Origin of the sequence: Plantactinospora veratri (genome assembly GCF_036421995.1) — a bacterium.
Lineage (GTDB): Bacteria > Actinomycetota > Actinomycetes > Mycobacteriales > Micromonosporaceae > Plantactinospora > Plantactinospora veratri.
The window spans coordinates 68,731-94,825 of the sequence record NZ_JAZGQL010000032.1; the positions used below are offsets into that span (position 1 = coordinate 68,731).

Annotated in this window: 22 protein-coding genes; 11 read left to right on the forward strand and 11 right to left on the reverse strand. The window is 71.5% G+C overall.

Features of this window, described 5'->3' with window-relative positions:
* Positions 1 to 3: 3 nt before the first annotated feature.
* The 3 genes from gnd to dnaA all read right to left on the reverse strand — a co-directional run bounded on the left by gnd (position 4) and on the right by dnaA (position 4,868).
* Positions 4 to 876, reverse strand: coding sequence for a phosphogluconate dehydrogenase (NAD(+)-dependent, decarboxylating) (gene gnd / locus V1634_RS30690; RefSeq protein ID WP_331211208.1), 873 nt, complete (start codon positions 874 to 876; stop codon positions 4 to 6).
* 25 nt (positions 877 to 901) lie between these two features.
* Complete coding sequence (dnaN, locus tag V1634_RS30695; protein ID WP_107262484.1) at positions 902 to 2,035, reverse strand: DNA polymerase III subunit beta; 1,134 nt, start codon at positions 2,033 to 2,035, stop codon at positions 902 to 904.
* A 760-nt stretch (positions 2,036 to 2,795) separates the two neighbouring features.
* The gene (gene dnaA, locus V1634_RS30700) at positions 2,796 to 4,868 is read right to left on the reverse strand and encodes a chromosomal replication initiator protein DnaA (RefSeq protein WP_331211209.1); all 2,073 of its coding nucleotides are present in this window, start codon (positions 4,866 to 4,868) and stop codon (positions 2,796 to 2,798) included.
* Between the two features lie 641 nt (positions 4,869 to 5,509).
* On the opposite strand from dnaA, the gene rpmH reads away from it, so the two are divergent.
* The 10 genes from rpmH to V1634_RS30750 all read left to right on the forward strand — a co-directional run bounded on the left by rpmH (position 5,510) and on the right by V1634_RS30750 (position 14,912).
* On the forward strand, positions 5,510 to 5,647 hold the full coding sequence (rpmH, locus tag V1634_RS30705; RefSeq protein ID WP_101368834.1) for a 50S ribosomal protein L34: 138 nt from the start codon (positions 5,510 to 5,512) through the stop codon (positions 5,645 to 5,647).
* Between the two features lie 35 nt (positions 5,648 to 5,682).
* Complete coding sequence (gene rnpA / locus V1634_RS30710; protein WP_331211210.1) at positions 5,683 to 6,117, forward strand: ribonuclease P protein component; 435 nt, start codon at positions 5,683 to 5,685, stop codon at positions 6,115 to 6,117.
* 26 nt (positions 6,118 to 6,143) lie between these two features.
* A complete protein-coding gene (gene yidD / locus V1634_RS30715; RefSeq protein WP_331211240.1) occupies positions 6,144 to 6,407 on the forward strand; it encodes a membrane protein insertion efficiency factor YidD in 264 nt (87 codons plus the stop codon).
* Entirely contained in the window at positions 6,404 to 7,456 is a 1,053-nt protein-coding gene (yidC, locus tag V1634_RS30720) for a membrane protein insertase YidC (protein ID WP_331211211.1), read from the forward strand. The genes yidD and yidC overlap by 4 nt, the downstream gene beginning before the upstream one ends.
* 218 nt (positions 7,457 to 7,674) lie before the next feature.
* Positions 7,675 to 8,367: a Jag family protein gene (locus V1634_RS30725; RefSeq protein WP_331211212.1), complete on the forward strand. Its 693-nt coding sequence runs from the start codon at positions 7,675 to 7,677 to the stop codon at positions 8,365 to 8,367.
* A 7-nt stretch (positions 8,368 to 8,374) separates the two neighbouring features.
* Positions 8,375 to 9,274, forward strand: a complete 900-nt coding sequence (locus V1634_RS30730) for a 16S rRNA (guanine(527)-N(7))-methyltransferase RsmG (protein ID WP_331211213.1) — start codon at positions 8,375 to 8,377, stop codon at positions 9,272 to 9,274.
* Positions 9,275 to 9,445: 171 nt separating this feature from the next.
* Positions 9,446 to 10,084 carry an HAD family hydrolase gene (locus tag V1634_RS30735; protein WP_331211241.1) on the forward strand — a complete coding sequence of 213 codons (639 nt, stop codon included), beginning with the start codon at positions 9,446 to 9,448 and terminating at the stop codon, positions 10,082 to 10,084.
* Positions 10,085 to 10,716: 632 nt separating this feature from the next.
* Positions 10,717 to 12,036 (forward strand): ParA family protein, encoded by a 1,320-nt coding sequence (locus V1634_RS30740; protein ID WP_407951879.1) that lies wholly within the window; start codon positions 10,717 to 10,719, stop codon positions 12,034 to 12,036.
* Between the two features lie 27 nt (positions 12,037 to 12,063).
* Positions 12,064 to 13,098 carry a ParB/RepB/Spo0J family partition protein gene (locus V1634_RS30745; RefSeq protein WP_331211214.1) on the forward strand — a complete coding sequence of 345 codons (1,035 nt, stop codon included), beginning with the start codon at positions 12,064 to 12,066 and terminating at the stop codon, positions 13,096 to 13,098.
* 992 nt (positions 13,099 to 14,090) lie between these two features.
* Positions 14,091 to 14,912 (forward strand): hypothetical protein, encoded by an 822-nt coding sequence (locus V1634_RS30750; protein WP_331211215.1) that lies wholly within the window; start codon positions 14,091 to 14,093, stop codon positions 14,910 to 14,912.
* A gap of 144 nt (positions 14,913 to 15,056) precedes the next feature.
* Here the strand turns inward: V1634_RS30750 and V1634_RS30755 are convergent, their stop codons facing one another.
* Complete coding sequence (locus V1634_RS30755) at positions 15,057 to 16,088, reverse strand: D-alanine--D-alanine ligase family protein (RefSeq protein ID WP_331211216.1); 1,032 nt, start codon at positions 16,086 to 16,088, stop codon at positions 15,057 to 15,059.
* 8 nt (positions 16,089 to 16,096) lie between these two features.
* Entirely contained in the window at positions 16,097 to 17,410 is a 1,314-nt protein-coding gene (locus V1634_RS30760; protein WP_331211217.1) for an aminotransferase-like domain-containing protein, read from the reverse strand.
* Between the two features lie 514 nt (positions 17,411 to 17,924).
* On the opposite strand from V1634_RS30760, the gene V1634_RS30765 reads away from it, so the two are divergent.
* Positions 17,925 to 18,584: a GNAT family N-acetyltransferase gene (locus V1634_RS30765; protein ID WP_331211218.1), complete on the forward strand. Its 660-nt coding sequence runs from the start codon at positions 17,925 to 17,927 to the stop codon at positions 18,582 to 18,584.
* A 43-nt stretch (positions 18,585 to 18,627) separates the two neighbouring features.
* Here the strand turns inward: V1634_RS30765 and V1634_RS30770 are convergent, their stop codons facing one another.
* The 6 genes from V1634_RS30770 to V1634_RS30795 all read right to left on the reverse strand — a co-directional run bounded on the left by V1634_RS30770 (position 18,628) and on the right by V1634_RS30795 (position 25,595).
* Complete coding sequence (locus V1634_RS30770; protein WP_331211219.1) at positions 18,628 to 19,797, reverse strand: N-acetylmuramoyl-L-alanine amidase; 1,170 nt, start codon at positions 19,795 to 19,797, stop codon at positions 18,628 to 18,630.
* Between the two features lie 434 nt (positions 19,798 to 20,231).
* Positions 20,232 to 20,555 carry a thioredoxin gene (trxA, locus tag V1634_RS30775; protein WP_130461256.1) on the reverse strand — a complete coding sequence of 108 codons (324 nt, stop codon included), beginning with the start codon at positions 20,553 to 20,555 and terminating at the stop codon, positions 20,232 to 20,234.
* A 36-nt stretch (positions 20,556 to 20,591) separates the two neighbouring features.
* Positions 20,592 to 21,548, reverse strand: coding sequence for a thioredoxin-disulfide reductase (trxB, locus tag V1634_RS30780; protein ID WP_331211221.1), 957 nt, complete (start codon positions 21,546 to 21,548; stop codon positions 20,592 to 20,594).
* A 183-nt stretch (positions 21,549 to 21,731) separates the two neighbouring features.
* On the reverse strand, positions 21,732 to 22,973 hold the full coding sequence (locus tag V1634_RS30785; RefSeq protein ID WP_331211222.1) for a hypothetical protein: 1,242 nt from the start codon (positions 22,971 to 22,973) through the stop codon (positions 21,732 to 21,734).
* Positions 22,970 to 23,725: an RNA polymerase sigma factor SigM gene (sigM, locus tag V1634_RS30790; RefSeq protein ID WP_331211243.1), complete on the reverse strand. Its 756-nt coding sequence runs from the start codon at positions 23,723 to 23,725 to the stop codon at positions 22,970 to 22,972. The genes V1634_RS30785 and sigM overlap by 4 nt, the downstream gene beginning before the upstream one ends.
* Before the next feature lie 244 nt (positions 23,726 to 23,969).
* On the reverse strand, positions 23,970 to 25,595 hold the full coding sequence (locus tag V1634_RS30795; RefSeq protein WP_331211223.1) for a protein kinase family protein: 1,626 nt from the start codon (positions 25,593 to 25,595) through the stop codon (positions 23,970 to 23,972).
* Positions 25,596 to 26,095: the final 500 nt, after the last annotated feature.

Consider the following 26,095-nt stretch of genomic DNA (forward strand, 5'->3'; position numbering starts at 1 on the left):
CGGTCAGTGCTTGCGTACGGCGTGCCCGCCGAACTGCTGGCGCAGTGCGGAGACGGCCTTCAGCGCGGGCGAGTCGTCCTGGCGGGAGGCGAACCGGGCGAAGAGCGAGGCGGCGATGACGTTCAGCGGTACGGCGAGCCGGACCGCCTCGTCCACCGTCCAACGGCCCTCGCCGGTGTCCTCGGTGTAGTCGCTGAGCTGGGAGAGCTGCGGGTCCTCGTCGAGGGCCCGGTCGAGCAGGTCGAGCAGCCAGGAGCGGACCACGGTGCCTTCCCGCCAGGACTTGAAGACCCCCGGCACGTTGGTCACCAGCTCGGAGGCGGTGAGCAGCTCGTAGCCCTCGGCGTAGGCGTGCATCAGGCCGTACTCGATGCCGTTGTGCACCATCTTGGCGTAGTGCCCGGCGCCGACCGGCCCGGCGTGCACGAAGCCGAACTCGCCCTCCGGCTTGAGCGCGTCGAAGATGGGCATCAACCGCCCGACGTGCTGCTCGTCGCCGCCGACCATCAGGCCGTAGCCGTTCTCCCGCCCCCAGACGCCGCCGGAGACGCCGACGTCGAGGTAGCCGATGCCGTGCCGGTCGAGCTTCTCCGCCCGGGGCAGGTCGTCGCTGAAGCGGGAGTTCCCGCCGTCGATCACGATGTCTCCGGCGGAGAGCACCTCGATCAGCCCGTCGACGGTCGGCTCGGTGTACTGCGCCGGCACCATCAACCAGACCGCCCGGGGCGCGGCCAGCTTCTCGGCCAGCTCGGCCAGGCTGGCCACGTCGGAGAGCGCCGGGTTCTGGTCGTAGCCGATCACCTCGTGTCCGGCGGCGCGCAGTCGCTCGCGCATGTTGCCGCCCATCCGGCCGAGCCCCACCAGGCCGAGTTGCATGAACTTTCCTTCCAGAACCGTGCGATCAGCGGGTGACCCGGATCGGCATGATCAGATAGCGGTAGCCGGGGATGATCTCCCCGTCCTCGCCGGAGGGCGAGATCACCGCGGGCTTGAAGGCGTCGACGAAGGAGAAGACCGCCAGTGCCGAGCCAAGGTTCTGGAGTCCGTCGATCAAATACTGCGGGTTGAAGCCGATGGTCAGCGGCTCGCCGGTGAACGTGGCGTCCATCGCCTCGCTCGCCCGGGCCTCCTCGGTGCTGCCGGCCTCGACCACCAGGCCGTCCGAGCTGAAGTTGAGCAGCACCGGCGTGGTCCGGCCGCCGACCAGCGACACCCGCTTGACGACCTCGACCAGCGCGGCGACCGAGACCCGGGCCTCCGCGTTGGAGCTGGCCGGGAAGAGCGAGCGCACCGGCGGGTAGTTGGCGCCGTCCAGCAGCCGGCTGGTGGTCCGGCGGGTGCCCCCGGCGAACCCGATCAGCCCCTCGCCGGCGGCGCCCTGGGAGAGCGCCATCGTGACGTCACCGCCGAGCGGGCCGAGGGCCTTGGCGGTGTCGTGCAGGGTCCGGGCCGGCACCAGCGCGTTGATGCTGACCTCCGGGTCGTCCGGCCGCCACTCGATCTCGCGCAGCGCCAGCCGGTAGCGGTCGGTGGCCAGCATCGCCAGGGTCGAGCCGTTCAGCTCGATGCGCACCCCGGTCATCATCGGCAGCGTCTCGTCCCGGCCGGCGGCGATCGCGACCTGGCCGACCGCGGCGGCGAAGGTGGCCGCGTCGATGGTCCCGGCGCTGCCCGGCATCTCCGGCAGGGTCGGGTAGTCCTCGACCGGCATCGTCGGCAGGGTGAACCGGGCGCTGCCGCAGACCAGCTCCAGATGCGCTCCGGCGGCGGCGATGTCGACCGGCTTGGCCGGCAGCGCCTTGGTGATCTCCGCCAGCAGCCGGCCGGAGACCAGCGCGGCGCCCTCCGCCTCGCTCTGCACGTCGACGGTCACCTGGCTGGACACCTCGTAGTCGAAGCCCGAGACGTGCAGCCCACCCTCGCCGACCCGGAGCAGTACGCCGGCCAGCACCGGCACCGAGGGACGGTTGGGCAGACTCTTCGCGGTCCACGCCACGGCGTCGGCGAGCGCGTCACGCTCCACGCGGAACTTCATGCCATGCCTCCGGATCGACGTCAGCGACAACTGTCTCATGCCGGCGGCCGCCTTCCGGCCCCGCCAACCGTGCGGGTCTGCATCGCACCTTAGGACCCGGCCGCATCGGCTGTGCGCCCGACCCCGGTACTTCGACAGATCCTGACCCATGGGTACGACGGATCAAAAGAGTCCACAGGATGCCCAACGCCGATGATTGGTTTTTGTTCTCTTGAAGAGATAACTCAATCGTCTTCATCGGTGCTGTGCAAACTGTGGAGAAGCAGCCTCTGCGCTGGTCAGCGGCTTGTCCACCGGTGTGCGAGGTGTGGACAACCGGGGTCGGAACCGGGCTCGCGATCCACAGCCTCCGCCGGCGGCGGGGTTATCCACGCTTGTCCACCGGCCGTCCACCGGGTTACCCACCGGCTTTTCCCCATCTGTGGGCACAGCCGTCGGAAGATCGACGAACACCGTCCCCAGAACCTTCAACAGTCCGTGCACAGCTCGCCGCTTCCGGTGGAAAACTTCGTCACGTTCGGTAACTGTCCACACACGTTTCCCCAGCCTCTGTCCACAGGTTGTGGGTTCCGGGTGCGAGCCGACCCGGAGGTTATCCACCGGCGGTGGACAACGGGCTGTGGACAGCTTGGGTACAACGAGCGGCCGCAGGCACGACCGAGGGCGGGATGACCTTCGACACGCCTTCTGCGGACATGACCGAGGGCCGGGTACGGACGCCGATCGGCCCGTACCCGGCCCTCGTCGGCCGGTCGGTGGGTCAGGTGTTCTGCTTAATCCGGTTGGTCAGCTCGGCGATCTGGTTGTAGAGCGACCGGCGTTCCGCCATCTGCTGCCGGATCTTCCGGTCGGCGTGCATCACCGTCGTGTGGTCCCGCCCGCCGAAGGCCTGGCCGATCCGGGGCAGCGACAGGTCGGTCAGCTCCCGGCACAGGTACATCGCCACCTGCCGGGCGTTGACGAGTACCCGGGACCGGGACTGCCCGCGCAGGTCCTCCAGGCTCACCCCGAAGTAGTCGGCCGTGGAGATCATGATCTGGTCGGCGGTGATCTCCGGCCCGGAGCCGTCCGGGATGAAGTCCCGGAGCACCTCCTCGGCGAGCGAGAGTTCGACCGGGGACCGGGTCAGCGAGGCGAACGCGGTCACCCGGATCAGCGCGCCCTCGAGTTCCCGGATCGAGTTGGCGATCCGCGAGGCGATGAACTCCAGTACGTCCGGCGGGGCGAAGAGCCGCTCCTGGGCCGCCTTCTTCTGCAGGATCGCGATCCGGGTCTCCAGGTCCGGCGGCTGGATGTCGGCGAGCAGGCCCCACTCGAACCGGGTACGCAGCCGGTCCTCCAGCGTCGCCAGGTCCTTCGGCTTCCGGTCCGAGGTGATCACGATCTGCTTGTTGGCGTTGTGCAGCGTGTTGAAGGTGTGGAAGAACTCCTCCTGGGTCCGCTCGCGGTTCTCCAGGAACTGGATGTCGTCGATCAGCAGGATGTCGACGTCGCGGTAGCGGCGCTGGAACGCACTCGTCTTGTCGTCCCGGAGCGAGTTGATGAAGTCGTTGGTGAACTCCTCGGTCGAGACGTACCGGACCGAGCGGGCGTTGCCCAGCGTCGTCGCGTAGTGCCCGATGGCGTGCAGCAGGTGGGTCTTGCCCAGCCCGGAGCTGCCGTAGATGAACAGCGGGTTGTACGCCTTCGCCGGCGACTCGGCGACCGCGACCGAGGCCGCGTGGGCGAACCGGTTGGACGAGCCGATGACGAAGGTCTCGAACATGTATTTCGGGTTCAGCCGGTTGCCGCTGACGTCTCCGGCCCCGCCGACCCCGCCCGGTCGCCGGTCGTCACGTCCGCCGGGCCGATGCTCGGGGTAGGCGCCGCCCCGACCCGGTCCGTTGTCCGGGCCGCCGTCCCGACCCGGTCCGAGCCGTCCGGCGCCCCCGTCCCGGCTGTCGTGGTAGCGGCGGTCGGCCGGCCGGTGGTCGCCGAACTGGCCGAGATTGCCGGTGTCGGCGCCCCGCTCGTCGAAGCCGCGCCGTTCCTGCTGCGGCGGCGTCGGCCGGTACGACTCGGGGTAGGGCGCACTGAAGAGCGTCTCCTGGCCGTCCCGGCTGCTCGGGATGAGGTTGCCGCGAGCGGTGTCGGGTCGCCCGGGCGGCCGTCCGGCACCGGCGGAGGGCACCTGTGCCGAACCGGTGAACGGCGGTGGCTTGCGGCTGCCGGCCTGGTCCGGGACCGGGCTGCGGTGTTCGGGTACGTCGGGTCCGGCGCCGGCCGGGAACTCCTGCTCCGGTCGTACCGGATATTCGCGCTCGGCCTCGCCGGGAAAGCGGAGCGGCTCTGCCCGGTAACCCGGAGCAGGGTCGGGGGCGGCGTATCCGGCGGGCTCCCGGTCGGCGTACCCGGCCTGGTCGGGGCCGGGGTAGCCACCCGGCGGGTCGGCCTCGCCGTAGCCGCCGGCCGGAGCCGCGCCGCCGGGATAGCCGGGCGCGCCGCCGGAGACCGGATAACCCGGGGGTACGCCGAGTCCGGCCGGTTCGGGTCCGGCCGGGTAGCCGCCACCGGCCGGGCGCGGCTGCCCGTCCTCCGGCGGCCGTACGGTGACCGCCACCTGGACCGCCCGGCCCAGCCGGCGGGAGAGCGCCTCGGTGATCGCCGGGCGGAGCCGCGACTCGATCACGTCCCGGGTGAAGGCGTCCGGCACGGAGAGCAGCGCGGTGTCCTCGATGATCGTGTGCAGACGGGTCAGCCGGAGATAGGCGCGCTGCTGAGCCGAAATGATCTCGTCGGCCAGTTCCTCGGTCGTCGCCGCCCACACCGCGCCAAGGTCGATCGTGTCGGCCACCGTCGCGCCACCCCCATCGCCTCTGCGTCTCCGGCCGCCGTTGCCGTCCCGGTCGACCGTTCCAGGCTTGCTGACGTGCTCGAACAGGCACGACGCGGCGCTCGGCGGTCGCCGGCGCCGTCCACAGGTTATCCACAGCCTGTGTATCGACCGAATTGTGTCGCCCGGCCGGGCGTCCGTGTCGCCTGCCCCCGGCCCGACCGGCGTTGACGCGGGTTCATCTGTCGAACGATCGACGAGCTTGTCCGGTTTTGCCCGTCAGCGGCATCCCCACCCCCTGACGCTGACGTGCAATCGGGCACGCTAACAGCGTTGTCCACAACCCTTCAACCGTCGGATCCGCCCGGACCTTGTCGACATCAGCGAAAAACCCCGCCGAACCGCCCGTCGCCGATCCCATCCACCGGGCCGACCGGACGGGCGATCATGATGTTTGACGGCGGTTGTCGGGCTGCGTAGGCTCCAACGGTTGCTCTGTCGCCCTCTGCTAGGGTGATGGAAGACTGTTGACCGCGGCTCGGCACGGGCCGTGGCTGATGCCTGGGACGGCATCGACACCCGGCCGTCCCGGCGGTCGACGCCAGACAATCACACGACCCCGCTGTCGCACGACCGGGGCGTACGACGACGGAGAGCCTGACGTGAGCAAGCGCACCTTCCAGCCGAACAACCGCCGGCGCGCGAAGACCCACGGCTTCCGGCTGCGCATGCGCACCCGGGCTGGTCGCGCCATCATCGCGGCCCGCCGTGGCAAGGGTCGCACCCGCCTGTCGGCCTGACGGCTGGCAAGGCCGGTCCGGGGATGTAGGCAGTCGTGCTGGCGGCCGCACAGCGACTGCGGCGCAGCAGTGACTTCGCCGCGGCGATCCGGGGTGGGCGCCGCGCCGGTCGAGGATCAGTGGTGGTACATCTCGATTCTGCCGGTACCCCGGGTCCACCTTCTTCCCTGACGACCACGACGGCGTCGCAGCCGGTTCGGAGCGCCGGTGCGGGACACGAGCCCGCGCCCGCCCGGGCCGGCTTCGTCGTCTCCAAGGCCGTGGGCGGCGCGGTGGTCCGGAACAAGGTCCGGCGTCGGCTGCGGCACCTGGTCCGTGACCGGCTGCCGGGCCTGCCGCCCGGCGTCACCCTGGTGGTACGCGCGCTGCCCGGCGCCGCCGACGCCTCGTACGCCCGGCTCGGCACCGACCTCGACGCCGCGCTTGCGGCGGCACTCGCCCCCCGCAGGTCCCCCCGGCGGCCCCGATGACGGACTCGACCGGCGGTACGCCCGGGATGACGGTCGGCGCCCGAGTGCTGGCGGGAGCCATCGTCGCGTACCGTCGTTGGGTAAGCCCGGCGCTGCCGGCCCGCTGTCGGTTCTACCCGTCGTGCAGCGCGTACGCCCTGGAGGCGGTCGCGGGACATGGTGCGCTCCGGGGAGCCGTCCTGGCGGTCCGGCGGCTGTTGCGCTGCCACCCCTTCCACCCCGGTGGATATGACCCGGTGCCGGAGCCGGGCGCACGCCGCCATGCCGATGTGACTGGAGCCCCGAATTGAGTCTCGACTGGATCTACTGGGCGATCTCGTGGATCCTGCTGCTGTGGCACTCCGCCTGGGACGCCATCGGGGTGTCCGCGGGGGCGGTCCTGGGCACGAACTGGTCCTGGATCCTGGCGATCGTCTTCCTGGTGGTCACCCTGCGGGTGATCCTCTTCCCGATCTTCGTCAAGCAGATCAAGTCGCAGCGGGCGATGCAGGCGATCCAGCCTCAGCTCAAGGCGCTGCAGGAGAAGCACAAGGGTGACCGGGAGACGCTCCAGAAGGAAATGATGGAGCTCTACCGGAAGGAGAAGGCCAACCCGCTGATGGGCTGCCTTCCGATCTTCCTCCAGGCTCCGGTCTTCATCGGCCTCTTCCACGTGCTCCGCCGGCTCGACCCGGCCAACCAGGGCAAGACCCGGTACGGCTGGACCGAGGGTCAGTTCGAGAGCGCCACCCACGCCCGCCTCTTCGACGTGCCGATCGCCGGCAAGTTCGGTTCCACCGCGGCGGAGCTGGCCCGGCTGAACGCCAGCGGCACCTCGGTCAAGATCCTGGCCGGCGTACTGGTGGCCATCATGATCGCCACCACCTACCTGACCAGCCGGCAGATGATCCTCAAGACCGGCTGGGCCGAGGACCCGCAGCAGCGCATGATCCAGCGGCTGATGCTCTACGGCATTCCCGCCTCGCTGCTCGTCTCCGGCGCGATCTTCCCGATCGGTGTGGTCATCTACTGGGTCACCAACAACCTCTTCACCCTCGGCCAGCAGCAGTGGGTGCTCCGCAAGTACCCGCCGCCGCAGACCGCGCCCCGGCTGCCGAAGCCCGGCGAGTCGGCTCCTCGGCGTACCAGCGGGGCCGGCGGCGGTGCCCGGCGGGGCACCGACTCCCGCAACCCGGTGCAGCCCGGCAAGCCGGCCAAGCCCGCCGGCCGGTTCGGCCGGGCCAAGGCCAACGGTGCGCAGCCGGAGAAGCCGGCCGTCGACACCAAGGCGCTCGCTCCCAAGCCGGGCGCCAAGCCGGTCAACCCCAAGAAGGGGCGTCCGGCGAAGCGTCAGGGTTGACGCGGACCGGCCACCGGCCGCAACTGTCGGTCGGTGGCCCGGTAGGACTTCGGGCCGTGCTGCCACCAGTGCTGGCGCCGGCCGGAATCCGCCGCGCCCCGTGACGACGGGCACCGTTGCCCGTGCAGACGTGCCCGTGGCACTCGGCGATCTCCCGCCGGGCCCCGGGAAACCAGCGGGACCGTACGGTCCGGCCGAGAGAGTACGGAGATGAGACGGTGACCGACACCAGTATTCCGCGCGCCGAGCAGCCCATCGGTGACACCGAGCCGGTCCTGCCGGCGGGCCCGCCCGCGGACGCCGAAACCACCGAGGCCGTCGCGGTTGACGGAGAGAGTGCGGACGCCGGTCCGGAGCAGGACGAAGAGGACGACGACGTGGACGGCGAGGAGGACGGCGACCAGGTCGAGAAGGCCAGCAACGGTGGACGGCCGGCCGCGGCGACCAGCGACGCCGACCTGTTCCGGCAGAGTGAGATCGCCGCTGACTACGTCGAGGGACTGCTCGACATCCTCGACTACGACGGCGACATCGACGAGCTGGTCTCCGCCGGACGCCCGGTCGTCGAGGTGGTTGGCGGGCGCCTACAGGCGCTGGTCGGACAGCGCGGCGCCACCCTGGAGGCGCTCCAGGAACTGACCCGGCTCGCGGTGTTCCGGCAGACCGGAACGCCCAGCCGGCTGCTGCTGGACGTCGGTGGCTACCGGGCGACCCGCCGCAAGGAGCTTTCCGCGGTCGCCAAGAACGCGGTCGAGAAGGTCAAGCAGCACGGCGAGGCCGTCCGGCTGGAGCCGATGTCCGCCTTCGAGCGCAAGTGCGTACACGATGTGGTCAACGCCATCGCCGGGGTGGAGAGCGAGTCCGAGGGCGTCGAGCCGAACCGTCGGATCGTCGTACGGCCGGTCGACTGAGCGGTCGATGACGCACCGATCCGTATCCGGCCCGGGTGGTGAACCGCCGCCCGGGCCGCTCCCTGTCCGGGCCGGCGACGCCACCCCGCCGGACGTACCGCTTCCCGCCGACCTGGCCGAGTCGGCCCGTACCCTCTTCGCGGAGCGGCTCCCGCTCGCGGCCTCGTACGCGGAACTGCTGGCCGGCCCCGGCGTGCTGCGCGGGCTGATCGGCCCCCGTGAGACGCCCCGGATCTGGGACCGGCACCTGCTCAACTGCGCCGCGATGGTGGAGCTTCTCCCGGTCGGTGCCTCCGTGGTGGACGTGGGCTCCGGGGCCGGACTTCCCGGAATCGTCCTCGCCATCGCCCGGCCGGACCTGACGGTCACGCTGGTCGAGCCGCTGGCCCGCCGGGCCGTCTTCCTGGCCGAGGTGGTAACCGCGCTCGACCTCGGGGACGCGGTCACCGTGGTCCGGGCCCGGGCGGAGGAACTCGCCGCGAGCCGGCGGGAGGGTGCCGGTGGCCGTCGCCGCCGGGCCGGCAGGAGCGGGCGGTCCACCGGGCCGCTTCCGGTCGAGTCCGGTGCACCGGTCGACCTGGCCAACCTCCCGGACGAGCTGCGGGTACCGGCCGACGTCGTGACGGCCCGCGCCGTCGCCCCGCTCGACCGGCTGGCCGGCTGGTGTCTTCCGCTCGCGGTGCCCGGCGGGCGCCTGCTGGCGATGAAGGGATCCAGCGCCGCCGAGGAGGTGGCCGAGCACGCCGAAGCGGTACGCCGGCTCGGCGGGTCGTCGCCGATGGTCCGGCTGGCCGGTCTCGGCGTGGTCGACCCGCCGACGACCGTCGTGGAGGTGGTCCGGGAGCGCGCCGGCCGCGCGCCGGCCCGGGGTACGTCGGGCGGCCGGCGCGGCGGAACAGCCCGATAGCGGCCGGCGGGCTCTGCCGGGTTCATCGCCTTCTGCCTGGCCCGCTGGCCTTTATCGTTCCCTGTCCGACTCGCTGGCTCTGCGGTGCTTTCTTCTGGCGTGCCCGGCTTGCCGCTCTCGTCCTGGCCCGTGCCTCGGTGGAGCCGGCTCCGGCTATACCCTGTGCCGGTGATGCTGCCCCTCCCGGCCGGTGAATTCCGTGCCTACCTCTTCGACTGCGACGGCACCATCGCCGACTCCATGCCGCTGCACTACCTCGCCTGGCAGCGAGCGCTCGCGGAGTGGAACTGCGTCCTGCCGGAGGACCTCTTCTACACCTGGGGCGGCCGGACGGTGATCGACATCATCGTCACGCTCAACGAACGGCAGGGCCTCACCATGCCGCCGGAAGCGGTCGCCCGGCGCAGGGAGGAGTTCTATCGTGAGCTGTTGCCACAGTTGACTGCCGTACCAGAGGTGCGGCAGCACATCGACCAGGCCCACCTGCGGCTTCCACTCGCCGTCGTCTCCGGCAGCACCAGGGAATCGGTCACCGCGTCCCTGGAGACGCTCGATCTGCTGGCGAAGTTCGACGTACTGGTCTGTGCCGAGGACTACACGACAGCCAAGCCGGATCCGGAGGGCTTTCTACTCGCCGCCCGCCTACTCGACGTACCGCCGGAGTCCTGTCTGGTGTTCGAGGACACCGAGTTGGGCATCCAGGCGGCCACAGCGGCGGGCATGGCGTCGGTACGCGTGCCGATGCCGTGGCAGCGCCGGGCGGTCGGCCGCCAGCGGGACCGTCTGGGTGAGGCGTCGACGGCGCACTGACGGCACCTTCCCCGGGCCGGATCACCGCGACAGGGGAGTCGCGTTCCGCCAGCCGTCCGGGGTCGGGTCTGGTGCCTGAAGCGGCGGGATGATCGACGAGCTGAGCCGGGGCGTCGTATCCGCTGATCAGACCGCTCTGCGAGGACGGAGCTCCGGAACGGCCGGTTTTCATCCTACGGACAGCCGTGGCCCTATTTGCCCAGCGGCCGTAGGCTGACCGCGCGTCGATAGTGTAGACCGGGCAGCGGGTGGCGCCTCAGGCCTTCGCTGCTTCTTGCCGGACCGCACGCTACGCCCGAGGCAGGGCATGGGCGCTGACCGGGCCGACACCATCCGAAGCTGGCAGGGATGACACGGTGCATGACAACGGTAGGTATGACGATCCAGAGATGACGGACTCCGGGGGATACCACTCCGGCGGCGCCGATGTTTCACGTGAAACCGAGTACGAGGGCTGGTCCGCGAGCGGCCGGACCCGGCCACCGGGGCGGGGTGACGACTCCGACGGCCAACCCACCGGGTACCCCGGCACACCATCCCACGGTTCGAGTCGCGGTACCGCCCGGGTCACGCCGCCGTCCGGGGCGACCGAGCGCGGCGGGTCCGGGTACGCCCCGGTGAGTTCGCCGTTCGTGGCGGAACCGACCGGCCCGGGAGCGGCGCCGGAGTTGCCCCGCCAGCCGGTGCACGGGCCGGGACAGGACCCGTCCGGGCACACTGCGGAACATCCGAGGCCGGCCGGGCGGGCGACGGCGCCGACGTTCTCGGCGCCGCCGGACGTACCGCCGCGGCCGGCGGCACCGCATGCCGGCGTTCAGCCCTCGGCCACGTCGCCGGTCGCGCCACCGGTCGTACCACCGGTCGTGCCGCCGGTCGCGTCGCCGGTCGGCGCTGAGGAACCGGCGTCGAGCCGTCCGGCGGCACGGGTGCGGGCGGACGGGGCGGGTCCGGAGATCCGCCCGGTCGTCACCGAGCCCGAAGCTCCGGCCGACACGCCGTCTGCGGTACCGGAGACCATCCCTGAGGACGCCGCATCCGACGCGTACGTTTCACGTGAAACCCCGTCGCGCGAAGAGGACGATCCCCCGTTGGCAATGGAGGCAATGCGCGCTGTGCAAATCCTGAATCCGAGCGGCGAGGTGACGATGCCGCGTCCGGACCGGCCACGGATCATGTGTGTCGCGAACCAGAAGGGAGGCGTCGGCAAGACCACCACCACGGTCAACCTGGCGGTGGCCCTGGCGTTGCACGGCAACCGTGTTCTGGTCGTGGACCTCGACCCGCAGGGGAACGCCTCCACCGGGTTGAACGTGCCACACCACGCTGGCGTCCCGGACGTCTACGACTGCCTGATCGACAACGTGCCGCTCGCGGAGGTTGCCCAGGGCGTCGAGGGGATCCCCGACCTGTGGTGCGTACCGGCCACCATCGACCTGGCCGGTGCCGAGATCGAGCTGGTTTCGGTGGTAGCTCGGGAGTCCCGTCTCGCCCGCGCCATTGCCGGCCACCCAGCGGAGTTCGACTACGTCTTCATCGACTGCCCGCCATCGCTCGGTCTGCTCACGGTCAACGCGCTCTGCGCCGCCCAGGAAGTGCTGATCCCGATCCAGTGCGAGTACTACGCGCTGGAGGGCCTGAACCAACTGATCAACAACATCAACCTGGTACGCCAGCACCTGAACCCGACCCTTGAGGTCTCGACGATCCTGCTCACCATGTACGACCGGCGGACCCGGCTGGCGGACGCGGTCGAGCAGGACGTCCGGAACCATTTCGGTGACAAGGTGCTCCAGGCCGTGATCCCGCGCAACGTGCGGGTATCGGAGGCTCCGAGCTACGGCCAGTCGGTGATGACCTACGATCCCGGTTCGCGGGGTGCCACGAGCTACTTCGAGGCGGCCCAGGAGATTGCGATGCGCGGGGTCAAAGAGTCTGTTGGCCGCAATGCATAGCTCGGTTGATGCGTCGGGAGGCGTGGCATGAAGAACCGTCCGCGGGGCGGGCTGGGTCGAGGACTGGGCGCGCTGATCCCCACCACCGCACCGGAACCGGCTGCCGGGGTGGTGACGGCGGAGCCTCCGGCCGGTCGACCGGAGGCGGCGCCATCCCTGTCCGGCGAATCCTCCTGGTCCACGCCGGTGCCTCCCGCGCCGACCCAGCCGACCGGGCCGGAGCTGGCACCCGTTCCAGGGGCTCGGTTCGCCGAGATCCCGCTCGACGCCATCGTGCCCAACCCGAAGCAGCCACGGCAGATCTTCGACGAGGAGGCTCTGGAGGAACTCAAGCTCTCGATCCAGGAGGTCGGCTTCCTCCAGCCGATCGTGGTGCGCCAGCTTCCCGACGACCGGTTCGAGCTCGTCATGGGCGAACGGCGTTGGCGGGCGGCGCAGGCGGTCGGCCGGGACTCGATCCCGGCGATCGTCCGGGACACCCGGGACGACGCGATGCTCCGGGACGCGTTGCTGGAGAATATCCACCGGGCCAACCTCAACCCACTGGAAGAGGCGGCGGCGTACCAGCAACTGCTGGAGGAGTTCGGCGCGACGCACGAGGAACTGGCTCGCCGGATCGGCCGCAGCCGCCCGCAGATCTCGAACACCATCCGGCTGTTGAACCTGCCCGCCGAGGTACAGAAGCGAGTGGCCGCCGGAGTGCTCTCGGCCGGACATGCCCGGGCGTTGCTCAGCCTGGAGAGCTCGACCGCACAGGAGGAGCTCGCCCGCCGGATCGTGGCCGAAGGGCTGTCGGTACGGGCCACCGAGGAGGTCGTGAAGCTGGCCGAGACCTCCCCGAGCCGCCCCAGCCCGGCGAAGCGGCGGGCCAAGGTGCACGCCCCCGGACTCACCGATCTCGCGGACCGGCTGTCGGACCGGTTCGACACCCGCGTGAAGGTCGACATCGGGCGTAACAAGGGGAAGATCACCATCGAGTTCGCGACCGTGGACGACCTCGAACGGATCGTCGGTCTGATCGGGATGACGGGCTCGGACGCCGAGCCGGACGAAACAGCCTGATCCCCGGGCCGGTCTGCCCGGTGCGACAGGCAGACCGGCGGACCTCGACAGCGCGCGAATGGCCACGACCCCGAATGACCGGGGGCGTGGCCATTCCCGTTGCTGCGGGAGGCGGTCGGCTGGTTTCACGTGAAACCAGCACCCTGGATGGTGGCTGCCCAGAGCGTCTGACACGAGAGCTCCCGCTCCCGGACCACTCCGCACGCCCCGACGGAGCGGTCCAAGGCGTCGTCGCTCCAGCGGCGATCTCAGCGGTCCTGAGAGGCTTCCGAGGGGACGCTTGCGGTAGGCATACCGTCTCGGGAGCCCCCACTCCGGGGTGGCCGACACGGCGGCGTCACGGCGTCACGGTCCCTCCCCGGAGGCACCTCCGCACCGTGCAGTGCGTCGCCCCACTTCGATATCGATTCCTCGGCCATCGAGGGTGCGCTGCGGCGCCTGGGGATGGCGAAAGTAATCCACAGGGGTTGTCCACAGGCACCCCTCGTTTCACGTGAAACAGCGCGTGGAACGCGGTATCAGCCTGTGGATGACGGCGGTGAAATCCGCTCGCCGCAGCTTCCGGACGGGGCCATTGCGGTCTTGGAAACGGATCGGTGGACCTGTGGGGAACTCCGAACGGCGGACGGCGGGGACGCCGATGAACCGCCCGTGGTGGCCGGATCGCGTCCGGACTTCAAAGGGCGACTCGATGGGAAGCCCAGGAGTGGCGGGCGTCGAGCGGTCTCACGAACCTGCGGACGAGACCTCATGGCGGGAAGGCTGAGCCGGGCCGTCAGCGGGCGCGTCCAAGCCGACGACCGCAGCCATCCGGGGAGGGAATCGGTGTCCCGCGCGAACCGGCTCAACGCCTCCGGACCGAGCAATCCGAGCCAACCCGTCCGGCTGTCCGGGGGCGGCCGTCGTGGCTCCGACGGCGGGTCGACCTCCCGATGATCGGCAGCCAAAACAGGGTAGGGACAGCGGTCCGGAACTCGGTTAGGGTCAGCGTCGTGCCCCACACCCCTCCCGCTGTACCAGACTTCACCCGGTGGCCTTCGTTCCCCTTCGAAGGCGAGTTCCGGGTCAAGCAACTCGACGACCCCGTAGCGGTCGAGCCGCCGCGCAAGGGCGAGGGCTCCGGCGAATGCCACTCCTGCAACGCCCCCGACGACGCCTACATCTGGGTCAGTGAACGCTGGCGGGTACGCGCCATGGACCGGCCGACCGGACTGCCGATGGTGCTGATCCTCGAATCACGTTCGCATCTGGACCTGGGAGATCTGCCCAACCTGCTCGCTGCCGAACTCGGGGTGATGACGGTACGGCTAGAGCGGGCCGTACGGTCCCTGGACGGAGTCGCCCGGGTGCACGTCAACCGCTGGGGTGACGGCGCCGCACACCTGCACCTGTGGTTCCTGGCGCGGCCGTACGGGCGGCTCCAGCTGCGCGGTACCTTCCTCTCGCTGTGGGACGACATCCTGCCCCCGATCCCGGAACCGCAGTGGCGGGAGAATCTCGCGCTCGTGGCCGCCTGGCTCGCCGAGTTCGGCGGACGTCCGCTGGCCGAGCCGCCCCGCATCCAGTGGCAGGCGCCGTCGAGCCTGGCTCAACAGGGTGCTGCTGCGGAGTCGTCCGCTACCGTGCCGACGCCGGACGGCCCGGCGGCGTCGACCGAGTCGCCCGCCTCCTCCCCGACCCCGACTGCGACGACCGTGCCGGAGCCGGGAGGAGCGGAGCCGGCGGCAGGAGCGCGGGCTACGGAGCCGGCGGAGACTTCCGATTCGACCGCTCGCCGTGAATCCCACGGCGATCCGGCCACCCGGGCGTACTGACCGGGCGGGCCCGCCCGCAAGCCGAGGGAGCGGCCCGCGCATCTCGTCCGGGTGGGTCGGCGCAGCACGGCCATCGGGAACGGTGTGGTGGCCGGCGATCCGCCCCGTGACGACCTGCTGATCGCCTGAGGACCTGCGAGCAGGTCAGGGGCGGCCGGGGGTGCGGCGTTGGGCGGCGCGGGCGACCAGCGTCCGGAGCAGCTCGCCGAAGTCGAGGCCGGCAGCGCCCACGGCGAGCGGGAGCAGCGAGGTCTCGGTCATCCCGGGCGAGACGTTGACCTCCAGTACGTGTGGCCGGTCGTCCTCGTCGACGATCAGGTCGACCCGGGACAGGTCGCGGAGTCCGAGCGCGGCGTGCGCCGCGAGGGCGGTCTCCGCGACCCGCGCCGCCGCGGTGGCCGACAACCGGGCCGGGGCGTGCCAGGTGGTGAGCCCGGCGGTGTAGCGGGCGGCGTAGTCGTAGACGCCGTTGCGGGGCACGATCTCGACGGCGGGCAGTGCGCGCGGGCCGTCGCCCAGGTCGACCACCGAGACCGCCACGTCCATTCCGGGTACGAAGCGCTCCACGAGCGCCGTCGAGTCGTACGCGAAGCAGCCGACCATCGCCGCCGGGAGTGCGGCAGGGTCCCGGACCACGGCGGCGCCGAGACCCGAGCCGCCCTGAGCCGGCTTGATCATGAGCGGCAGTCCGAGCCGGTCGACGATCCGGTCCAGCACCGCCACCGCACCGAGTTCGGAGAACCGGTCGTGCGGCAGCGCCACCCAGTCCGGGGTGGGGATGCCGTCCTCGCGGAGTACCGCCTTCGCCGACGGCTTGTCCCAGGCGAGTCGGGACGAGCGGGCGTCACAGCCGACGTACGGCACGTCGCAGATGTCGAGTACGCCGCGCAGCGAGCCGTCCTCGCCGGTCGACCCGTGCAGGGCGATCACCACCGCGTCCGGGGGATCGTCCCGGAGCAGCGGCAGCAGCGAGACGTCGGCGTCCCGCAGTTCCGCCTCCACACCCACCGAGCGGAGCGCGTCGAGTACCCGTCGACCGGACTTCAGTGACACGTCCCGCTCGTAGGAGAGACCGCCGGCAAGCACCAGTACCCGCAGCTCCGCCGTGGCCTCCCGTGGTACGAGGTCCGGCCATTCGGCGGCGAGCAGCGGATCGTCGGCAGAGTGGGTACCCATGCCGGAGATCATGCCAAGTCGGGACCTGGCACGTCCGCGCCGGCCTGCCCACGACGGCGGGACGGCGCAGCCACGGTGCCGAAGACCTCGCGCATCGCGGTCTCCTGCTCCATCACGCTCGCCAGCCGGCGCACCCCCTCGCGGATCCGCTCCGGCGGCGGGAAGGAGAAGTTGAGCCGCATGTGACCCGCGCCGGTGCCGTCGGCGAAGAAGCCGGTGCCGGGGACGTAGGCGACCCGGGCGGCGATGGCTCGCGGCATCATCGCCTTGGCGTCCAGGCCGTCCGGCAGGGTCGCCCAGACGAAGAGGCCGCCGCCGGGCTCGGTCCAGCTCGTGCCGGCCGGCATGTAGTCGGCCAGCGCGTCGAGCAGGGCGTCCCGGCGCTCCCGGTAGACCTCACGGTAGATCTTGAGCTGCTGCCGCCACGGCATCGTCGACAGGTAGGTGGTGACGGCGGACTGGGCGAAGGCGCTGGGGCAGAGGATCTGCGCCTCGCTGGCGATCACCAGCTTGTCGCGTACGGCGTGCGGGGCCAGGATCCAGCCCACCCGCAGGCCCGGCGCGAAGGTCTTGGAGAAGGTGCTCAGGTAGAAGACGCCGTCCCGGCGGCGGGCCCGCAGCGGCAGCGGTGCCTCGCAGTCGAAGCCGAGCTGACCGTACGGGTCGTCCTCGACCACCAGCAGGCCGGCCCGCTCGCAGATGTCGAGCACCCGCTCCCGGCGCTCCTCGGTCAGCGTCACACCGGCCGGGTTCTGGAAGGTCGGGATCGTGTAGAGGAACTTCGCCCGGCGACCCGAGCGGGCGACCTCGGCGATGGCCAGTTCCAGCGCCTCCGGGATCAGGCCGTCGGCGTCCATCGGAACGTGCACCACCTGCGCCTGTGCGCTCTGGAAGACACCGAGCGCGCCGACGTAGGTGGGCCCCTCGGCGAGCACCACGTCGCCGGGGTCGAGGAAGAGCCGGGCGATCAGGTCCAGCGCCTGCTGCCCGCCGACCGTCACCACCACGTCCTCCGGGGAGGCGCCGCAGCCGACGTCGATGCCCGAGAGCGCCATCACCTCGCAGATCCGTTCCCGCAGCTCCAGGGTGCCCTGACCGATGCCGTACTGGAGCGTCGTCGCGCCCTGGTCGGCGGCGAGCTTGTTCAGCATCTCGCCGACCGCGTCCAGCGGCAACGCGGCGATGTAGGGTGCGCCACCGGCCAACGAGACGACCTCCGGACGGCTGGCGACGGCGAAGAGAGCTCGGATCTCCGATGCCGTCATCCCGCGTACCCGTCGGGCATAGCGGTCCGTGTAGTCGTCCAGCGTCGTGCCGGTCATGCCGCCTCCTCGCTGTGCTCTTCCTCGTCACGACGTCCACGGCCGGGTCGCCGGATGCCCGCTTCGCGCCCGCTCATCCCGCCTCCCCGCCCGCTCGTCGTGCCTCCGTGATGGTGGCCGGGACGGTCACCGAACCGCATTCCCGGAAACAGGTCGCTTGATCCCGCCCGGGTGCCCTCGGCACCTCGAACGCCGCGCCCGCGCTCCGTCCCGGTCCGTTCGAACCCCGCCTGACGGGCGGGTCGGTGGGGCTGGCCGGCAACACCGCCGGTCGGCGCTCGTCGCTCGATGGTAATCCGGATCACCCGGTATTGCCCTCCGCCCAGCGGCCCGTCCACATGTCGGACCGGCTGACCTGCCCGGTCGCCCGCCGACCGGGTGCAACGGTCCGTAGTCGACCCGTCCTCTCCCGGGCCGCGAGGTTCCGGCGTACGATCGCTCGTTGGGGGTAGGGACCGGAGATGGCGATGTTTGCGGCCTTTATACCTCCGGGATGATTTGTGGGGATGCGCCGATGTCGCGACGTCTGGTCAGTCTGACCCTCGACACTCTCGAAGACCTGCCCCGGCCCTGCCGGCGGTGCGTCTACTGGGAGCTGGATCCGGTGGCCGCCGAACGTGCCCGCGAGGCGGGTGATCCCGGCCTGGAGAAGGAGGCCTGGGTCTCGCAGACGCTGCTCGAATGGGGCTCCTGCGGGAAGCTGGCATACGTCGACGGCATGCCCGCCGGTTTCGTGATGTACGCCCCGCCGGCCTACGTTCCCCGGTCGATGGCGTTCCCCACCTCGCCGGTCTCGGCCGACGCCGCACTGCTCACCACGGCACACGTCATCACCACCTTCGCCGGTGGCGGACTGGGCCGGATGCTCGTCCAGGGGGTCGCGCGGGACCTGACGAAGCGGGGCATCAAGGCGATCGAGGCGTTCGGCGACGCGAAGTTCGGCGACGCGGGTGACGGTGCCGGTGGCTGTGTCGCCCCGGCCGACTACTTCCTCTCCGTCGGTTTCAAGACGGTACGGCCACACCCGCGTTTTCCGCGCCTCCGGCTGGAACTGCGTACAGCGCTGTCCTGGAAGTCCGACGTCGAGTACGCGCTGGAGAAGCTGCTCGGCTCGATGAGCCCGGAAGGGCTGCTCCGCCCGGTACGCCCGGCCACCCGCTCGGCCGCCGGCTGACGGCGCCGAACGGCATCCCCGCACCCGCGCGGCGTCCGGTCGGTCAGTCCCGGGCGGCGGCGCCGGCCGCCACCATCGCGCGCAGCTCGCTGACGTCGATCGAGCCGGTCGGCACATCCTCCTCGACCGGGAAGTACATCCGCTGCACGGCGGCGACGATGGCGTCCACGACCCGGTCCCGGAACCGGGGGTCGATCAGCCGCGCCCGGTCGGTGGGTGAGGTGAGGTAGCCGACGTCGACGCGTACCGCCGGCATCCGGGTCAGCCGGAGCAGCTCCCAGGTCTTCGCGTGGGTCTGGCAGTTGCGCAGCCCGGTCCGGGCCACGATCTCGCGCTGTACGAGCCCGGCCAGCCGCTCGCCGACGCTCGACGTCACCCCGTTCGAGGTGCCGTAGTGGTAGGTGGCGACCCCGTCCGCCTCCGGGTTCGCGTGCCCGTCGACGTGCAGCGAGATGAGCAGGTCGCCGCCGAGTTCGTTGGCCAGGTCGGCCCGGGTGAGGTCGGCCAGCGGCGCCGCCGGTGCCGGGCCGCGGGTGAGGTGCACCCGCATGCCGGCGGCGGCGAGCCGGCCCTCCAGCCGGGCGGCGAGGTCGTAGGCGAGGTCGGCCTCGGTCCACCGCATCGTGCCGTCCTGCACCACGAACCCGGGATCGAACGGGTCGTGACCGGGGTCGACGACGATGACCTTGCCGACCAGGTTCGGGCCGGACTGGCGGAACGCGTCGGACTCGCGGAGCAGGGTCGGACGGCCGCCGACCACCTTCCGGCCGAGCCGGCGCAGCGCGTTCATGGTCTGTGGGCCGCAGGCGCCGTCCGGGGGCAGCCCGACCTCGCGCTGGAACTGGGCGACCGCGCGGGCCGTCCGGGCGCCGTAGACGCCGTCGGCGCGGCCGACGTCGTAGCCCATCTCCAGCAGGCGTTCCTGGAGGGTACGCACGTCCTCGCCGATCAGCGGGTCGGGAATCGCCTGGTAGAGGGTACGGGCGCCGAGGCGCCAGCGGGCCGCGTCCAGCGCCCGCCAGGTCTCCGGGCCGACCTGACCGTCGACGTTGAGCCCCCGGTCCTGCTGGAAGGCGCGTACCGCGCGCTCGGTCTCCGCGTCGAACTCGTCGGCGCCGGGCGGCCCACCGGCGGGCAGCAGGCTCAACCCGACCAGGACGGCTCGGATCTCGGTGACCGCGCGTCCCCGGTCACCAGGTCGGATCGGACGCACGGACGACCTCCCTCTGCGTGCCTGCGGCTGTCTGCCGGGCTCTCCGGCGGTGCCGGATCGGCCCTGTGACCGCTCCGGCGGTGGACGGTTCGGTTCCTCCGCCGGGCCCGGCGGACCACTCGACGGGGTCCGACCCGGTGGCGTCGACCCACCTTCGCGAGGAGGAACGCTTCCGGAGCGTACCGTGGCGCTCCCGCCCCCGCCCGTCGTTGACCGTACGGCATCCGGCCAACCCCGGCGCCCAGCTGCGGATATACCCGTTCGGTCGGTACGCCAGACGCGAGCCGGCCGTACCGCTGGTGTCAGATCCGCCACGGATGGCGGTCTCCGGTTCCGGCCTGTCGTCGCGGCCGGCCCCGGCGCGGCCGGAAACGCCGACGCGCCCGCTTCCGGGGTCTCCGGAGACGGGCGCGTCGGCCTGGCTGCGGCTCGCGCTACAGCGCGGTCTCGATGAGCTTGATCAGATCGCTCTTGGGACGGGCCCCGGCGATGGACTGGACCGGCTCGCCGCCCTTGAACATCGTGAGGGTCGGCACCGAGAGCACCCGGTAGGCACGAGCGGTCTCCGGGTTGTCGTCGATGTTGAGCTTGACGATCCGGACCTTGTCCCCCAGTTCGCCGGCGATCTCCTCCAGCAGGGTGTCGACCTTGCGGCACGGCCCGCACCACTCGGCCCAGAAGTCCACCAGTACCGGCGTATCGGACTGCAGCACGTCACTGGCGAAGTTGGCGTCCGTGACGGCGCTTGTTGCTCCCACTAGTCCTCCTCGGGGGGTTGCTTCGTGCGTTGGAATTCAGTCTTCTTCGAGGGTCGAGAGGAACCGCTCGGCGTCGAGGGCGGCGGCGCAGCCGGTGCCGGCCGCGGTGATCGCCTGCCGGTAGGTGTGGTCGACCAGGTCACCGGCGGCGAAGACGCCGGGGATGTTGGTCCGGGTGGTCGGCGCCTGGACCTTGACGTAGCCGCTCTCGTCCAGCTCCACCTGACCCCGGAACAGCTCGCTGCGCGGATCGTGGCCGATCGCGACGAAGACGCCGCTGACGTCGAGCGTCTTGGCCTCGCCGGTGTGCGTGTTGCGCAGGCGTACCCCGGAGACCTTGCCGTCGTCGCCGAGCACCTCCTCGACCACGCTGTTCCACTCGACCTGGATCTTCTCGTTCGCCAGCGCCCGGTCCGCCATGATCTTGCTGGCCCGGAACTCGTCCCGGCGGTGCACGATCGTCACCTTGCTGGCGAACTTGGTGAGGAAGGTCGCCTCCTCCATCGCCGAGTCGCCGCCGCCGACCACCACGATCTCCTGGCCGCGGAAGAAGAAGCCGTCACAGGTGGCACAGGACGACACACCGTGCCCGAGGTACTCCTGCTCGCCCGGCACGCCCAGCGGCCGCCAGGCCGAACCGGTGCTCAGGATGACCGCCTTCGCCCGGTACGCCGTCTCGCCGACGTACGCGGTGCTGACCGCGCCGGAGCCCGGCACGCCGGTGTCGGCCAGTTCCACCCGGGTCACGTCGTCGGTGACGAACTCGGCCCCGAACCGCTCGGCCTGCTTGCGCATGGCGTCCATCAGCTCCGGACCCATGATGCCGTCCGCGAAGCCGGGGAAGTTCTCCACCTCGGTGGTGGTCATCAGCGCACCACCGGACTGCACACCCTCGATGACCAGCGGTTTGAGATTGGCGCGCGCGGCGTAGACCGCCGCGGTGTAACCGGCCGGCCCAGAGCCGATGATGATCAGGTTGCGGACCTCGTCCACTGCCGTCTCCCGATGTGTGTCTCTGCGCCACCGACGCCATGCGCCGACGGCGGTCCGAGCGCCGGCCACGTACGGCACCGGCACCTGCAAGCCAGAACGTCATCGTACGAACCGGGGATTCCCGAGCCGGTCATCCGGTGGGTCATGTCACTGCGCCGGCGAAACAGCCGACGAGGCGTTGTTTCACCCTACCCGGCTCTGATAGGTGACGTCGGCACCGGCGGCCGGTGAACCGCAGTTCGGACCGGTCACCCAGGCCCAGCGGGCGCCCGACGGATCGGTGAAGACGACGACGAGCGCGGCCTTGCCCTGGAAGGTGGCGTAGTCCACCAGCTCGACCGCGACCGGGCCCTGGGCGTGCTCCGCAGCGATCGCGTCGAAGCAGGCGGCGAGTACGGACCGGTCGGTCAGCCGTTGCAGGGACTTGTCGGCCTTCAGCGGCAGGCAGCACGGCGAGGTGGCCGTCGCCCGGTCCGGGCTGCTGCTCGGCGCTCCCGGGCCGGCGTCCTCGCGTACCGGGCCGGAGCTGCGGACCCGCGGTGACGACCGGGGGGGCGCGGTGGTCGGGACGGCCTGCCTGGCCAGGTCGGAGACGGTGTCCGGCAGCGAGTCGGGGGTGTAGTCGGTACCGGTGGAGAGCACCCGCTCGGCGGAGGGTTCGACCACCGTCCGGGGCGGGCCGGAGCCGAGGATCTGCGGCGCGGCGGAGTCCTCGCCGGAGTTCAACGCCGTACCGGCGGACTGGTCACCGGCGCTGTCTCCGCCGTTCACCAGCCCGCTGAGGGCGAACCCGGCGAACCCGGCGATCACGGTGGCGAGCAGGAGAGGGGCGGCCATCCGCCGCGCCCAGCGCCGTCGCCGGCCGGTTGTGCCGGGGCGCTGCGTGCCGCCGGCCCGGGTCGGCTCGGCTGACTGCTGGCGACGGGGCCGGCCGGCCGGCCGCCTCGGCCCGCCCGGTGCGGAACCGCTCGCCGGGCCGGACCCGGAATCCGCGGTGACGCCGGGCCGGCTGGCGGCACCCGGCGCCGGAGCCTCGGCCAGCGTCGCCGGCACTCCGAGAGCCTCCACCGGCTCCGTGGAATCCTGGCCCGGCTCCGTGGCCGGCTTCGCCGGTGCCCCGGCAGTCTCGGTCGGGCTCGTCCCGGTGGACGGTCCGGTGCTGTCGGGCGCGGCCGCGCCGGCCAGTGCCGTGACGAGCCGGTCGAGCACCGGGGACGGCATCGGGGTCGGTTCGGCGGCCCAGGCCGCGAGGTCGAGGCGTACCGCGTCGAGCCCGGCCGTGAGGGCGGCGTACGCCTCGGCCCAGGCCGGGTCCTGGTCGACCAGCCGGGCGATCTCGGTCTCGTCCGGGGTGCCGTGCAGCGCGCCACCGACATAGTCGGCCAGCAGGTCGAGATCGACCTCCCGGAACTGGCCCCCGGTCACGATTCCTCCTGGTCCTGGTCCGTCCGGCCACCACGCCGGCCCGGTGCCACCTGCTTCTCCGGCCCCTGCCGGATCGACTCCGATCGGACGCCGCCGCCGGAGCCGAGGTTCCCGCTGGTGACCGACGGCACCCTGGGACTCGGCGCGGGGTCGCGGCCGGTACCCGCCGGTCGGAGGTGGCCGAGCAGGAGGGCGAGCCGGGCCCGTCCCCGGGAGCACCGGCTCTTCACGGTGCCCTCGGCGACACCGAGCATCTCGGCCACCTCGGCGACCGAATAGCCCTGTAGGTCGACCAGCACGAGCGCGGCCCGCTGCTCGACCGGTAGTTCCGCGAGCGCCTGGCGTACGACGAGCCGGGTGTCGTGGTCGGTGGGGGGTGCGGCCGGCTCGACGCCGCCCTGCCAGCGGGCGGTGTCGAGCGGGCGGCTGCTGTCCGGCAGCGGCACGGTCGGGTGGGCCTGGCGACGGCGGATCCGGTCGAGGCAGGCGTTCACCACGATCCGGTGCAGCCAGGTGGTGACGGCGGCCTCGCCCCGGAACCGGGCCGCCGAGCGGTGCGCCGAGAGCAGGGCGTCCTGGAGGGCGTCCGCCGCCTCCTCCCGGTCGGAGACCGTACGCAGCGCCACCGCCCAGAGCCGGTCCCGGTGCCGGTGGAAGAGGGTGGCGAAGGCGTCCCGGTCGCCGTCGACATGTGCCCGGAGCAGTTCGGCGTCACTGCGCTCCGGATCGCCGGACAGGTCACCGCCGGACAGTTCGGCGGTTGGGTCGAGCCGGACGGAGCCGGGCGGCCGGGTCACCGTACCGTCGGTCCGGCCCGCCACCTGCGGCCCGGAGGGCTCGACGTCGCCCACGGCCGGGCTCGCTGGCCGGGCCGGGTCGGTCGGCGCCCAGGGGTGGACGGGGGACGAGCCGGCGCGGCCGGCAGCGTCGGATCCCAACCCGCCGGTCATGGCCGCACGATAGCCGAATCGCGCACGTGCGCGGACGACCGGCAACTCACCGGCTCTGGACCGTGATCTCCTGAACGCCGATCTTCCACCGGGCGGCACCCGGCTCGGTCTCCGGCAGGTCGGTGATCCACAGCATCAGGTACTGGTATTTCTGGCCCGGTACGAAGTTGCTGAACAGGACCTTGGTGCTGTCGGTCCTCTCGTACGCGTTGCCGATCCGGGTGCTGTACGCCTCGACGAGAGCCCGGTCGCCGCTGGCGGTTGCCGGGAAGTCCTTGGCGCCCGAGCGCAGCTCGGCGGCGACACCGCTCTCCGAGAAGTCCACCTGCACGCTGGTGACCTCCCTGGGCTCGCCCAGGTTGATCAGGATGCCCATCCCGTCCTTCTTGTTGCCGAACTTCGACCCGTTCCGATAGGTCTCGGTCTCCCAACCCTCGTTGAGGTCGCCGTCGACCGCCTTCTCCACGTCGTCGAGTTCACTCCGGGTGCCGTCCGGGTCGATCACCCGCACCTGGTCGCCCTTGAGGTTGACCTTGCGCGGCGGGGCAGCGGGTGGCTCCGGGTCTCCGGCGACCGCCGGCTCGGTGCTGGTCCCCGTGCTCGGGGCCGGCCCGGCCTGGCCGTCGGACGGGTCCCGGTCGCCGACCAGCGCGTTGATGCCGAGCGAGAGCCCGACCAGCGCGATCACCAGCAGGGCGGCGATGCCGATCAGCATCCTGCGGTTGCTCGGCGTCGGCAGGTCGGGGCCGCCGTCGTCACCGGAGGTGAAGCGGAGCGGCCCGCTGTCGAGATAGTGCTCCTCGGCGGCGGCGTCGAGCCGGCCCAGCTCGGCGGCGAGGACGTCCGAGGACGGCACCGCGAGCTGCGAGTCGAGCAGGTCCATGGTGAGGTCGTCGAGGTAGGCGGGTACGCCGGCCCGGACCTGCCGGGGGGCCGCGATGGTGCCGCTCGCGTCCCGTACCGCGTCCGGCAGCGGAGAGCGGGACCGCCGGGTCGATCCGGCCGTGAGGGACGCCTCGGCGTGCGGCCAGTGGCCGGTCAGCGCGTAGTAGAGGATGCCGCCGACCGCCCGTACGTCGGTCTCGGGGGTGTCCGCGCCGTCGGTACGCGCGTCGGCCAGCACCACCCGGCCGTCGTCGCCGACCATCACGGTGCCGGGGTGCAGGTTGCCGTGCACCATCCCGGTGGCGTGAATGGCGGAGATCGCTCCGGAGACCGCGTGCGCGATGCTGGTGGCCCGGGCGGGGTCGAGCACCCCCTCGGCGACGAGTTCACGCAGGGAGTGTCCGTCCACCCACTCGCGGACGACGTACGCCCGGTCCTCCTCGTCGATCGCGTCGTAGACGCCGACCAGGTTGGGGTGGATCACCCGGCTGGCCGCCACCGCGGCCTGGAGCATCTCCTTCGCGGAGTCGCCACCGGGATAGCGCAGCACCACGGCGACCGGTCGGCGCAGCACCACGTCGACACCGCGCCAGACCTGCCGGCCCGCGCTGTCGTCGTTGATGTGTTCGGCAAGCTCGTACCGCTCGGCCAGGATCTCACCGACGGCGGGGGCACCGAAGGTCATCACGGACGGAGCTGCCTCGTCCGCCTCCTGACCTTCGCCGACCTGGGTCACCCGTCCTCCCTCGGTGATCGTGTCGATCGATGGACCCGTGCTGCTAGGCATCTGGCTTCCCGCTCCGCCTTCGAAGGAATCGGACGGCCACCGGCACTCCTAGCCTAGGCGCTCGCCGCACCCGTCGAGAGCGACCTTACCCGGGTCTGACTGATCCCCGACACGTCATCTTGCGGCCGTGCGCCGACCTGCTGGGCGGATGTGTCGGGAAGCGCGCTGGATCGTCCGCTGTCAGCCACCTTGATGGCCCGTGCATTTAGCAATCTATAGGTTAATTTCAACAGTTTGCTACGGGGTCGGTGTGCCGGCCCGCCGCCCCCGCCCGGCACCCTTGTCGTCCGGGACGTCGGCATGCACCCGGCACCTTCCCCTGTGCGCCGGAAGTATGCCGGATGCACAAGGTCGAGAGCATCCGGGTCGGCGTGCCACGGCGGTCACGTCGATCACATCGCGGACAGTACGACGCCGCCGCACCGTGACAGTCGGTCAGGCATCGTCCACAGGGTGTGTGTGGAGTTCCAAGCGGGACGCGCCGGGTTTTCCACAGGTAC